General features: G+C 68.6%; 13 protein-coding genes. 1 reads left to right on the top strand and 12 read right to left on the bottom strand.

All coding sequences use genetic code 11. From position 1 onward, the window contains the following. Positions 1–73 precede the first annotated feature (73 nt). Positions 74–610, bottom strand: coding sequence for an alkylhydroperoxidase, AhpD family (gene ahpD, locus KPL78_RS08335; protein WP_219762428.1), 537 nt, complete (start codon positions 608–610; stop codon positions 74–76). A gap of 134 nt (positions 611–744) precedes the next feature. Beyond that, positions 745–1320 (bottom strand): peroxiredoxin, encoded by a 576-nt coding sequence (locus KPL78_RS08330; protein ID WP_219762427.1) that lies wholly within the window; start codon positions 1318–1320, stop codon positions 745–747. Positions 1321–1622: 302 nt separating this feature from the next. Between KPL78_RS08330 and KPL78_RS08325 the strand changes: the two genes are divergently transcribed. Then, positions 1623–2657, top strand: a complete 1035-nt coding sequence (locus tag KPL78_RS08325; protein WP_219762426.1) for an LLM class flavin-dependent oxidoreductase — start codon at positions 1623–1625, stop codon at positions 2655–2657. A 305-nt stretch (positions 2658–2962) separates the two neighbouring features. Here the strand turns inward: KPL78_RS08325 and KPL78_RS08320 are convergent, their stop codons facing one another. The 10 genes from KPL78_RS08320 to rpsF form a co-directional block, all read right to left on the bottom strand. After that, positions 2963–3739 (bottom strand): ABC transporter ATP-binding protein, encoded by a 777-nt coding sequence (locus tag KPL78_RS08320; protein ID WP_219762425.1) that lies wholly within the window; start codon positions 3737–3739, stop codon positions 2963–2965. After that, on the bottom strand, positions 3736–4521 hold the full coding sequence (locus tag KPL78_RS08315) for an MlaE family ABC transporter permease (RefSeq protein WP_219762424.1): 786 nt from the start codon (positions 4519–4521) through the stop codon (positions 3736–3738). Before KPL78_RS08315 ends, KPL78_RS08320 begins: the two co-directional genes overlap by 4 nt. A 4-nt stretch (positions 4522–4525) precedes the next feature. Beyond that, positions 4526–5617 (bottom strand): alanine racemase, encoded by a 1092-nt coding sequence (gene alr / locus KPL78_RS08310; RefSeq protein WP_219762423.1) that lies wholly within the window; start codon positions 5615–5617, stop codon positions 4526–4528. After that, on the bottom strand, positions 5617–6078 hold the full coding sequence (locus KPL78_RS08305; protein ID WP_219762422.1) for a GNAT family N-acetyltransferase: 462 nt from the start codon (positions 6076–6078) through the stop codon (positions 5617–5619). The genes alr and KPL78_RS08305 overlap by 1 nt, the downstream gene beginning before the upstream one ends. Beyond that, on the bottom strand, positions 6071–7585 hold the full coding sequence (locus tag KPL78_RS08300; RefSeq protein WP_219762421.1) for a replicative DNA helicase: 1515 nt from the start codon (positions 7583–7585) through the stop codon (positions 6071–6073). Before KPL78_RS08300 ends, KPL78_RS08305 begins: the two co-directional genes overlap by 8 nt. A gap of 206 nt (positions 7586–7791) precedes the next feature. Next, positions 7792–9012, bottom strand: a complete 1221-nt coding sequence (locus tag KPL78_RS08295; RefSeq protein ID WP_219762420.1) for an SAM-dependent methyltransferase — start codon at positions 9010–9012, stop codon at positions 7792–7794. A 563-nt stretch (positions 9013–9575) separates the two neighbouring features. Beyond that, positions 9576–10145 (bottom strand): 50S ribosomal protein L9, encoded by a 570-nt coding sequence (gene rplI / locus KPL78_RS08290; protein WP_219762419.1) that lies wholly within the window; start codon positions 10143–10145, stop codon positions 9576–9578. Then, the gene (locus tag KPL78_RS08285) at positions 10142–11047 is read right to left on the bottom strand and encodes a DUF2232 domain-containing protein (RefSeq protein ID WP_219762418.1); all 906 of its coding nucleotides are present in this window, start codon (positions 11045–11047) and stop codon (positions 10142–10144) included. The genes rplI and KPL78_RS08285 overlap by 4 nt, the downstream gene beginning before the upstream one ends. A gap of 25 nt (positions 11048–11072) precedes the next feature. Next, the gene (gene rpsR, locus KPL78_RS08280; RefSeq protein ID WP_211845129.1) at positions 11073–11351 is read right to left on the bottom strand and encodes a 30S ribosomal protein S18; all 279 of its coding nucleotides are present in this window, start codon (positions 11349–11351) and stop codon (positions 11073–11075) included. A 6-nt stretch (positions 11352–11357) separates the two neighbouring features. Further along, positions 11358–11831 carry a 30S ribosomal protein S6 gene (gene rpsF, locus KPL78_RS08275; protein ID WP_219762417.1) on the bottom strand — a complete coding sequence of 158 codons (474 nt, stop codon included), beginning with the start codon at positions 11829–11831 and terminating at the stop codon, positions 11358–11360. Positions 11832–12325 lie beyond the last annotated feature (494 nt).

Raw genomic sequence — 12325 nt, 5'->3', positions numbered from 1 at the left:
GATTGCGGTCCAGGGGCTCCAAGCCCCTGGCGGGGTGAGGTGTGGAGAGGGGCAGAGCCCCTCTCCACTCGCGTTATGCCGCCGAGGCCATCGCGTCCTCGGCGTCGAGCACGCCGGCCACGGCGTGGACCACGGCGGCGATGCGCACCGCGGCCTGGACCTGCTCCTTCGACAGGCCGCCATGGAGGACCACCTTCTCATGGGCTTCCATGCACATGCCGCAGCCATTGATGGCGGAGACGGCGAGCGACCAGAGCTCGAAATCCACCTTGTCCACGCCGGGCTTGGCCATGACGTTCATGCGCAGCTTCGCGGGCAGGTTGGCGTAGTCGCCGCCGACCAGGTGGGTGAAGCGGTAATAGACGTTGTTCATGCCCATGATGGCGGCGGCGGCCTTGGCCGCGGCGAGCGCCTCGGGGGAGAGCTTCGGGCCGAATTCGGCGAGGATGGCGCGGGTGACCTCGGCATTGCGCGAGGCGATGGCGCTGGCCACGAAGGTGCCGGCGAGCTGCTGCTGGTTCAGCACGGGCTCAGTGGCCAGCGAACCGAGGTTCAGCTTCAGGTCCTTGGCATGTTCGGGCAGGCGGGCGCGCAGGGCTTCGAGGGACATCATAGCCTCCGGTAACGACACGTCCTGCGAGCCATCAGACTCGCAGGACCGGGGGGTGTAAGGGGGGCTGACTGGCCCCATTTGCGCGGCGGCGGTAGGGTTGGTGTGGCGGCTACCGCTGCCGCGCACAAACATCAGGCCGCCTTCTCGAACAATTCCTGCGGCTTCAGCACGTCCTTGCCCTTCTCCCAGTTGCAGGGGCAGAGCTCGTCGGTCTGCAGCGCATCGAGCACGCGCACGACTTCCTGCGGGTTGCGGCCGACATTCAGGCCGTTCACCGAGGCCCACTGGATGGTGCCGTCCGGATCGACGATGAAGGTCGCGCGCAGCGCCACGCCCTCGTTCTTGTCCAGGATGCCGAGGGCGGTCGACAGCTCGCGCTTGGTGTCGGCCAGCATCGGGATCGGCAGGTCGCGGATGTCGTCATTGTAGACGCGCCAGTTCAGGTGGACGAACTCGCTGTCGGTCGACACGCCGTAGAGCACCGCGTCACGGTCGGCGAACTCGCCGGCGAGCTTGCCGAAGGCGGCGATTTCGGTCGGGCAGATGAAGGTGAAGTCCTTCGGCCAGAAGAAGACGATCTTCCACTTGCCGGCGTCGGAGGCGGAGGTGATCTCGGTGAAGGACTTGCCGGGGCCGCCGAGGCCCTCGGCGCCACCCTTCACGGCGGCCAGGGCGAATTCGGGGAACTTGTCGCCAACGGTCAGCATGCGGTCACGCTCCTTGCGGTTTGGGGGCCGCCGGAACGGCCCTTGTGCAATGCACCAAGTGCGGTGCAGCAATGCTATGGAGCGCGCCGGGTGTCCAATGGATTTCTTCGAAGAATTCGATTGATCGGGTCGATTTGATCGGATTGCTTCAGCGCAAGATCATCGCCCGACGGCGGGCATTTCCGCGCAAAGGGGGATGGCCGCCGCGGCCTGCCGGACCTAGGCTGCTGCCAACAGGGTGGCCCGGCTCCGGCCAGGCGGCCGCCCGCCGGGAGGCGCGCCACTGACCGCAGGAGCTTCGTATGCGCGTTGGCGTCTTCCTGTTTCACGAATCCCGCAACCCGTCCGCCGATGCGCAGGTCATCGACGAGGCGGTGCGCGAGGCGCAACTCGCCGAGGCGGAGGGCATGGATGCCGTCTTCCTCGCCGAGCATCATTTCGACGGCAATTGCGCCTATGTGGATCCGCCGACCATGGCCGCCGCGCTCGCCATGGCGACCAGCCGGATCAAGATCGGCTTCGCGGTGCTGCAGAGCTCGCTCTACCACCCGCTGCGCATGGCCGAGCAGATCGCGCTGATCGACAACCTGTCGAAGGGCCGGCTGATCGTAGGCCTCGGCCGCGGCAGCATGGTCAACCTGCACGAATACAAGGGCTACCAGATCGATCCGACGAGCGCCCAGGAGCGCTTCGAGGAGATCGAGAAGATCCTGCTGCAATGCTGGACGGGCGAGCCTGTCCGTCACGAAGGCAAGTACTGGAACATCGATATCCCGATGCTCCGGCCGCTGCCCTACACCAAGCCACATCCGCCGATCCTGCGATCCGTGGCGTCCGAAGGATCGCTGGTCGGCCAGGCGCGGCAGGGGCGGCCGGTCATCATGGCGGCGGCGACGGCGGCGGGTGCCGCGCGCAACATCGACATCTACCGCAAGGCGGCGTCGGAGGCCGGCATCAGCGATGCGGCGATCGACCGCGCCATCGCCGAATCCTGGGTGTCGCGCACGGCGATCATCGCGCCCACCGATGAGGAGGCGCAGGAGGTCGGCCTGCCGTATTTCCGGATGATGCAGCAGTACCGCGCGGCGCAGAGCTCGGCCTTCGAGCAGCGCGCGGCGGAGCAGAACAAGGCAGCGGCGCCGCCGCTGCAATGCGGATCGCCGGCGACGGTGATGGAGGATTTCACCACGCTTGCGGCGACGGGCATCGGGGGCGTGAGCGTCCGCTTCCGCACCGGGCCGATGCCGGCGGACTTCTCGGCGCGGTCGCTCAAGCTGTTCATGCGGGAGATCGCGCCGCGGCTGCGTGAGCCGGCGCTGGAACCGTTGGCGGGTTGAGCGACGCGAGCCGCGCCTTTCCTTTTCCTGGGCTGTGGAACCGAGAGGGGCCTTGCCCCTCTCTGGCTCACCCCACCAAAGGCCACAAGGCCTTTGGAAACCGTCACTTGGCGCAGAGCGCCGCTGGCGGGATCAATACCGAGACCCGCACCTGCGCACAGAGTGCGCTGTGAGGGTGCAGAATGCCCTTCATACCCGGCGCCAAGTATCCGGCTTTCCAAATGACACGGTCATTTGGCGGGGTGGTTTGGAGGGGCAGAGCCACTCCAACTCCAACTGCAGCAATCAGGCGCGCGACAGCTACCCTACCGCCGCAACTCCATCTGGATCGGCCCCTCGCGATCGCCGCGCGCGAACTGGTCCACCATGGCGTTGCCGGATTCGCCCAGCACCGCGGCGGGCCCGGTCCAGACGATCTTTCCCCTGTGCAGCATCGCCGCGTCGTCGCCGATGCGCCGTGCGCTCGCCATGTCGTGGGTGATCGAGACCGCCGTCGCGCCGAGCCGCTTCACCACATCCACGATCAGCCCGTCGATCACCGCGCCCATGATGGGGTCGAGGCCGGTGGTGGGCTCGTCGAAGAAGATGATGTCCGGCTGGGCGGCGATGGCCCGCGCAAGGCCGACGCGCTTCTGCATGCCGCCCGATAATTCGGCCGGCGAGAGATCGCCGACCGACGCCGCGAGGCCGACCTGCGCCAGAACCTCCGCCGCCTTGTCGCGCGCCTTGGCCCGGGTGATGCGCTTCTGGGCGAGCAGCTTGAAGCAGACATTTTCCCAGACCGGCAGCGAGTCGAAGAGCGCGCCGTTCTGGAACAGCATGCCGATGCGGTCGTTCAGCGCCTCGCGATCGCGCCGCGGCATCTTCAGGATGTCCTGGCCATCGACCTCGATGGTGCCGGCATCGGGCGTGATGAGGCCCAGGATGCACTTGATGGTCACCGACTTGCCCGAGCCCGACCCGCCCAGGATGACCATGCCGTGCCCGGCGCGGATATCGAGGTCCACGCCGTCCAGCACACGCTTCTCGCCGAAGGCCTTGGTCAGGCCTCGCAGGCGGATCTTCGGGATCACGCCGGTCATCGGGCGAAGAACATCTCGGTCAGGATGTAGTCGAAGGCGAGGATGAGGATGGAGGAGGCGACCACGGCCGAGGTCGTCGCGGAGCCCACGCCCTGCGCGCCGCCCCGGCTGTTGTAGCCGCACCAGCAGCCCATCAGGGTGATGACGAAGCCGAAGACCGCCGCCTTCACGAGGCCCGAGGTGACGTCCATGAATTGCAGGAAGTCCATGGTGGCCTTGAGGTAGCCGGCCGAGTTGAAGCCGAGCTTCGTCGTCCCGATCAGCCAGCCACCCATCACGCCGAGGATATCGGCCACCAGCACGAGGAAGGGCAGGGCGAGCACGCCGGCGAGCAGCCGTGGCGCGACCAGATACTTCATCGGGTTGGTGGACAGCGTGGTCAGCGCGTCGATCTGGTCGGTGACGCGCATGGTGCCGATCTCGGCGGCGAATGAGGCGCCAATGCGCCCCGCCACCATCAGCGAGGCGATGACCGGGCCGAGCTCGCGGGTGATGGACAGCACCACGACATTGGCAACGGCGCCTTCGGCATTGAAGCGCGCGAAGCCGGTGTAGGATTGCAGCGCCAGCACCATGCCGGTGAAGAACGCGGTCAGCGAGACGACCGGCAGCGAGAAATAGGCGATCTCGATGAGATGCCGCAGGAACAGCCTGCCGTAGAAGGGCGGCCGCAGCAGGTGCGACAGGCCCTCGAGCGCAAACAGTGCCAGCGCGCCGACCAGGCGGCAGGCATCGAGGACGGCCCGGCCGATCGCGGCGACGGGATTCAGGACCAGATCCACGCGGTCAGCCTCGCAGATAGTCGCGATGATAGCGGGCGCCGAGCGAGGTCAGGATCTCGTAGCCGATCGTCCCGGCGCTGGCGGCGAGATCGTCCGGGCTGCATCCGGACCCACCGATGAGGGTCAGGCGGTCGCCGGGGGCGATGTCTGGCAGGTCGGTCACGTCGAAGGTCGTCAGATCCATGGACACGCGGCCAATCAGGGGAACCGGCTGGCCGCGGCATTCCGCCGCGGCCCGGCTGGACAGGCTCCTCAGGTAGCCATCCGCATAGCCCACCGCAACCGTCGCCACCCGCGTCGGCCGCGCCGCGGTCCAGGAGGCCCCGTAGCCGACCGGGGTGCCGGGGGCGATCTCGCGGACCTGGAGGACGGGCGCATCGAGCCGCACCACCGCGCGCATCGGGTTCGCCTGCCCGGGGGTCGGATTGATGCCGTAGAGCGCGCAACCCGGCCGCGACAGGTCGGAAGCGAAGGCCGGGCCGAGGAACATGCCGGAGGAGTTGGCGAAGCAGCGGCGCGTCTTCGGCAGGCCGGCGCAGGCGGCGGCGAAGCGCTGTGCCTGGGCCGCGTTCAGCGGATGGGCGGGCTCATCGGCACAGGCGAGATGCGTCATCACATAAAGGAGATCGAGGCCGGCCAGCAGGCCGTGATCCTGCGAGACGCGGGCGAGCTCCCCCGCATCCAGGCCAAGCCGTGCCATGGCCGTATCGACATGCAGGATGGCGCGCCGCGCGACGCCATCCGCCCGGCCCGCCGCGCCATGCGCCGCCACGTCGCCGAGGGAGTTCAGCACGGGCGTCAGCCCGGCATCGTCATCCTCGCCGGGGCGGAAGCCGCCGAGCACCGCGATCATCGGGCCGGTGCCGATGGCCTCGCGCAGAGCCATGCCTTCGCGGAGCTGGGCGACGAAGAAATGGCGGCAGCCCGCGGCGCGCAGCGCGCGGCCGACCTCCGCCGCGCCGAGGCCATAGGCATCCGCCTTCACCACCCCCGCCACGGCGCCGGGGCCGCCGCGGAGGGCCAGGTCCTTCCAGTTCGCGACGATGGCCGGCAGGTCGATGGTCAGGACGGCTTCCGTCGAGGCAGGACGCGGCATCAGAGATCCTTGCGGTAGAGCAGGAAGCCGCCATGCGCGGCCACCCGGTCATAGAGCCGACGCGCCGTCGCGTTGGTCTCATGCGTATGCCAATAGACGCGTTCCGCGCCGGCGGCGCGAGCCCTGACGGACAGCGCCTCGATCAGGGCGCGCCCGACGCCGCGGCCACGCAGGTCGGGCGCGGCGAACAGGTCCTGCAGATAGCAGGTGCAGCCGGCGAGCAGCGTGTTGCGATGGTAGATGACATGGGCGAGGCCGACGAGCCGGCCTTCGGCTTCGGCGACCAGGCATTCCATGGGTTCCAGCGCGGCGAAGAAGCGCGACCAGGTCAGGCGGGTGATGGCGTCGGAGGGCGCCGTCGCGCCCTCCCGCCCATAGAAGGCGTTGTAGCCGAGCCAGAGCGGCAGCCAGGAATCGTAATCCTCGGGCCGCGCGGGGCGGACCGCCAGCGCGTCAGTCATGCTGGTCTTCGTGATGGGTATCGAGGTCGCCGAAGCGGGTGAACTCGGCCTCGAAGAACAGCTTGATGGTGCCGGTCGGGCCGTGGCGCTGCTTGGCGATGATCAGCTCCGCCTTGTTGTGCGCCATCTCCATGTCCTTCTGCCACTTGTCGACGGCCTCATGGAACTTCTCCGGGTTGTCGTAGGTCAGTTCCTTGGGCGCGCGCTGGGCCAGGTAGTAGTCGTCGCGATAGACGAACATGACCGAGTCCGCGTCCTGCTCGATGGACCCGGATTCGCGCAGGTCGGACAATTGGGGCCGCTTGTCCTCTCGCGATTCCACCTGGCGGGAAAGCTGGGACAGGGCGATGACCGGGACGGAGAGTTCCTTGGCGATGGCCTTCAGCCCCTGGGTGATCATCGAGATCTCCAGCACGCGGCTTTCCGGCCGCGTGCCGGCGGCGGGTCGCATGAGCTGGAGGTAGTCGACCACGATCAGGTCGAGCCCCTTGGTGCGCTTGAGCCGCCGACAGCGTGTGCGCAGCGCCGAGATGGTGATCGCCGGCGTGTCGTCGATCCACAGGGGGAGGGCGGAGATCTCGCGGCTGACCTCGACGAAGCGGTCGAAGTCGCGCTGGCCGATCTCGCCGCGGCGGATGCGGTCGCCGGAGATGCGCGCTTCCTCGGACAGCAGACGGGTGGCGAGCTGGTCGGCGCTCATTTCCAGGGAGAAGATCGCCGCACCACCCTTGGGCACGGCGTTGGGATCGTTCTCGCGCGCCTCGCGCAGGATCGCCTTGGCGGCGCCGAAGGCGATCTTGGTGGCGAGCGCCGTCTTGCCCATGCCCGGCCGCCCCGCGATGATCATCAGGTCCGACGGGTGCAGGCCGCCCATCTTGGCGTCGAGGTCGCGCAGTCCCGTGGTCAGGCCCGAGACGCCGCCCGGCGTGGTGAAGGCCTTCTCCGCATGCTGGACGGCGGTGGTCAGCGCGCGTTCGAAGGAGACGAAGCCACCATCGCCCGCCCCGCCTTCCTTGGACAGGTCGAACAGGGATTGTTCGGCCGCTTCCAACTGGCCCTTGGCGTCGAGTTCCGGTTCCGCACCGAAGGCGCGGTTCACCACCACCTCGCCCAGGTCGATCAGCTGCCGGCGCAGATAGGCGTCGTAGACGACCTTGCCGTATTCGCCGGCATTGATGATGCCGACCATGGCCGAGAGGAGCTGCGCGAGGTAGCCCGTGCCGCCGGCCTCATCCAGCACGCCGGAATGTTCGAATTCCGACCGCAGCGTGACGACGTCGGCGAGCTGCCCGGCCTCGATGCGGCGCTGGATGGCCTGGTAGATGCGGCCATGCACCGGATCGGCGAAATGCTCCGGGGCGAGGAATTCCGAGACCCGCTCATAGGCCTTGTTGTTGGCGAGCAGGGCGCCGAGCAGGGCTTGCTCGGCTTCAAGATTCGCCGGCGGCAGGCGCTGGGAGAGGCCCAGCAGGCCGTCACCGGTCGGGGACGCATCGAAGCTGTTCATCGGCGTCGGTATAGCGCGGGGGCAGTCCGGCGGGCGGGCCGATTCTGGGGATGAATTGGGGATAGCGGGGATGACCGGTCCGACCAGGATCCTCGGTCAGTGGCGATCGCGACTGCCCCGGCGTGCCCGGGGAGGGTCCCGCCATTCCGAAGGGCTGGCCCCGGGGCGCACTTTCGCGGAAGGACAAGGTCCCTCGGGGCTTCGGCTCACGCGCGCGCAGGCGTCGCTGCCCGTTCCGCCTCGAACATGTAGTCGCGCGTCAGCGGCAGCGTATCGACGCGGCGGGTCAACTGGGCCTGCCAGACCAGATGCCCCATGTGCCGGAACGACAATTCCGCCCCCGCAAGATAGAACTCGAACATCCGGCAGAAGCGTTCATCGGTGAGGCTGGCGATCGTATCGCGGTTGCCTGCGAAGCGCGCGCGCCAGTGCTCGATGGTCTTCGCGTAGTGCAGGCGGAGGATCTCGATATCCGTCGCCCACAGCCTGGCCTTCTCGATCGCCGGCAGCACCTCGGACAGGGCAGGGGAGTATCCGCCGGGGAAGATGTACTTGGCCAGCCAGGGGTTGGTCGATCCCGGCCCATCGGAACGCCCGATGGCATGGATCAGCGCCACGCCGTCTTCCTTCAACGCGTCGCGGACAGTGGTGAAGAAGCGGCGATAGTGGTCGATGCCGACATGCTCGAACATGCCGACCGACACGACGCGGTCCATCGGCGTCTTCCAGCTCCGGTAGTCCAGCATCTCGATGCGGACGCGGTCCTTGAGGCCAGCTTCCTCGACGCGCTGCCGGGCGACGGCGAGCTGTTCCTGAGAGAGCGTGATGCCGGTGACGCGCGCGCCGTAGTCGCGGGCGAGGGTGATCGCCATGCCGCCCCAGCCGCAGCCGATGTCGAGCACTTCGAGGTCGGGCCGGTCGAGCCGCAGCTTGGCGGCGATGTGCCGCTTCTTGGCGACTTGCGCTTCCTCCAGCGTTTCGGTGCCGGTCGGGAAGTAGGCGCAGGAATACTGACGGTCGCGATCGAGGAACAGGGAATAGAGCCGCCCGTTCAGATCATAGTGATGCGCGACGTTGCGCTGCGACCGGCTGGCCGGGTTGAGTTGGTCGAAACGACGGCGGAACAGGCGTATCAGTTCCATGGCGCGCTCGGCCGGGTGGGTGCCGCCCTCCATCATGTTGAGGACCAGCATCTCCAGCAGCGCGAAGATGGAGCAGCCTTCCGGCTGGATCTCGTCGGCCATGTAGCCTTCGCCCAGCGCCATGGCCGGATTGAACGTCATGCCGCGCAAGGCACGGGCGGTGGTGATGCGCATGGCGACCTCAGGGCCGGGACCGCCGCGATAGTCGCGCACGGTGCCGTCCGGGTAGGTGACGGTCAGGCTGCCGTGCTGGATCAGCCGCTTCAGGGCAAGGTGGAACAGCATGCAAGCTCCTCCTGGCGTGGAGGAAGCATTGCAGAGCAGACATGCCTCGGAAAAGTCCCGAATGCTGCATGGCAGTGGCGGAATGCCATGCATCTTGCGCGCGAGCCATTCGCGCCTATGCGACTGAATGCGGCACAATGTCTCGGGAGGGCTTCCTTGCCTCACCTCGACGGTGCGGCCGCGCCGCCGAGGCCATGAAAGACCCTCAGGACGTTCGCGTTCTGGCCCTGTCGAATCGGAGGGGCCTTGCCCCTCCAAGCCACCCCAGCAAGGGCCGAAAGGCCTTTGCAAACTTCAACTTGGCGCCAGGCACCACTGGCGGAACGCTGCCAGAACCCGGCACCTGCGCACCGAACGCGCCGGGTGGGCGTTGCGTGCCCATCCTGCCTCGCGCCAAAGGACTGCGGTCCAAGTGCTCCAAGCACCAGGGGTACCGATTGACGTCGCAAGACAACGTCAAGGGAACCCCGATGGCGGGGTGGTTCGGAGGGGCAGACCCCCTCCGATTCCCACTGTCGCCGATCACGCGTGACGCCGACCTGGCGCCCACGCCTTGGCTGGAATCAGCGCTCCGCGTCGGCCTGGCCGGCCGCGAGTTCCGCCGCCAGCTCTGCCTCGAGGCTCGCCTGCTCGGCTTCCGCCTCGGCCTCGACGCGCTCGCCGCGCGCCTGCTTCTCGGCTTCCTCGACCGAGCGCGCCACGTTCACCACCACGGGGATGGAGACCTCCGGGTGCAGCGCGACCTGGACGGTGGCCAGGCCCACGGACTTGATGGCGTGCGGCAGCAGCACCTGGTCGCGGCCGGTGGTCAGGCCGGCTTCGGTGCAGGCCTCGGCGATGTCGCGAGTCGAGACGGAGCCGTACAGCGCGCCGCTCTCACCCGCCTGGCGGATGATGGTCACGGAGAGACCGGCGACGCGCTCGGCGACGCGCTCGGCTTCCTCGCGGCGCTTGATGTTCTGCGCCTCAAGCTGCGCGCGCTCCTTCTCGAAGCGCTCGAGGTTGGACTTGCTCGCGCGGATCGCCTTGCCGCTGGGCAGCAGGTAGTTGCGGGCGTAACCAGGGCGCACCTTCACCAGCTCGCCCATCTGGCCAAGCTTGTCGACGCGCTGCATCAGGATCAGTTCGATCATGTTGTGCCTCCGGGCGGGCTCGTGCGCCGCCCCCATTGCTCATAGAAACCGAAGGCCGTCACCGCGATCGCGGCCGGCACGCTGAGGATGACGAGCCCGGCATAGAAGAAGCCGAGCATGATCTGGCGCCCGGGGCGGCCCTGGGACCGGCGATGCACCGCGGCGATGCCCTGCAGGAAGACCGGCAGCAGCAGCACCAGCAGCACCGACAGCCACACCGCGTCTTCGGGCCCGCCGAAGGCGAGCCAGCAGGCAGCACCCGCCCCCGGCAGGAACGGATACCAGCCGGGCAGGCGGACCGTGCTCCAGCGCGGTGTCGGCGCGAGGGCGTGGCCGGACCGCGCCAGGGCGGACTGGGCCGCGGCCCCGTTCACCGAGAGCGAGATCGCCGACCAGAAGCCCATCGCCGCGGCCATGACCTGGGTCAGCTCCGCGACCGGGATCCCGGCCGAGGTCGCGCCCATGCGCTGCAGGGACTGTTCCACCGCGCCGCGGATCATGCCTTCGAGTCCGCCGGGGCTGCCCGCGAAGGCCAGCCCGGCGCCCAGGATGACAATGGCCGGCCAGATGCCGAGCAGTGCCAGCGGCATGCCCGGATCGATCCGCCCCTGGCGGAAGCCGAACAGCACCAGCAGCAGCGCCGGCACCGCGAAGGCGATGAGGAACACCGCCGTCGGCAGCACCCCAGCCACCGCGATGTGGATCGCGGCCGCGAGCCCCGCCGCCCAGGCCATGGCACCCGGGCCGAAGCCCAGGCCGGCGCCGAACAGCGGTAGCGGCGTCAGCCAGAAGGCCGCGAAGCCGAGCGGCAGCCCGCGCATGGCCCACAGCGAGAGCACGGCGGCGGTGAGACCCGCCGCCGTTCCCGCCAACCAACGCGGATTGCCGAGCACGCTGCCCATGGCTGCCCCTCCGGGCTCCCCGTCCTCAGTCGTTGATGACGTAAGGCAGCAGCGCCAGGAAGCGGGCGCGCTTGATGGCCTGTGCCAGCTCGCGCTGCTTCTTGCCGCTCACCGCCGTGATGCGGGACGGGACGATCTTGCCGCGCTCGCTCAGGAAGCGGGACAGCAGCCGGACGTCCTTGTAGTCGATCTTCGGCGCCTGCGGCCCGGAGAAGGGGCAGGACTTCTTGCGCCGGTAGAAGGGGCGGCGCGCGCCGACGGCCGGACGGCGGGCGGCGGGGGTCAGGTCGGTGGATTCGGACATGATCGCTTACTCCCCGGCCCCGTCAGGGCCGTCCATTTCGTCGCGGGGGCGGGCGCGGAACTCCTCGCGGTCGTCGCCGCGCTCGCGGCCACGGCCCGAACCGAAGCGGCCGGCCGGACGCGGGCCGCGGAAGCCGCGGTCACGCTCGCGGTCGTCGCCGCGCTTCGCCAGCACCGCCGACGGCGCCTCGTCGATCGCCTCGACGCGGATGGTCAGCGAACGGAGCACGTCCTCGTTCAGACCGAGCTGGCGCTCGACTTCCGGCAGGGCGGCCGCGGGGGCGTCGATACCGAGGAGCATGTAGTGCCCCTTGCGGTTCTTCTTCACCTTGTAGGCGAGGCCGCGCAGGCCCCAGTATTCGCGCTTCTTCACCTCGCCGCCGCCCTCGGTGATGAGGGTCGCGACCTGCTCGGCGATCGCTTCGACCTGCTGCTGGGTGATGTCGTTGCGCGCGATGAACACGCATTCGTAGAGCGGCATGGGATCTCCCTGTGGCTGTCTCAGCCCTGGCCCCGGAATGGAGCGCGCAAACGGGCATAGCCGGGCGCTTGCCTTGCGCCCGGCAGGGGAGCGGGGCGTTAAGCACAACGGCGGGAGCGGTGCAAGGGTGGACCCGATGCCCCATGCTTCCGATGTGGGACGGAGAGGGGCTTTGCCCGATAAGCGCGAAGATCAGATCGGAGAGGGACGCTGCCTCTCTCCGAACCTCAAGCCGTCAGGCCTTCGTATGGCCCGGACCACCGATACCTGGCGCCGGGCAGAGGGGGGTATTCCCGTTCCGCTGAGCATCTGTGCTGCGCAGGGCTGTATGTTGAGGCCCGTTTGCACCGTCGGGCAAAGCGCCAAGTGACGGTTTCCAAAGGCCTTGCGGCCTTTGGCGGGGTAGGGTTCGGGAAGGGGCGGAGCCGCTTCCTGATCCCACCGCCGAGCCCGATCTTCGCGCCTATGGGGCAGCGCCCCTCCAGCTGCGCCAA

The sequence above is a fragment of the Roseomonas alba genome (assembly GCF_019430885.1).
Taxonomy (GTDB): domain Bacteria; phylum Pseudomonadota; class Alphaproteobacteria; order Acetobacterales; family Acetobacteraceae; genus Neoroseomonas; species Neoroseomonas alba.
Note: the sequence above shows the minus strand (reverse complement) of the source record. Positions and strands in the feature narration are given on the sequence as shown.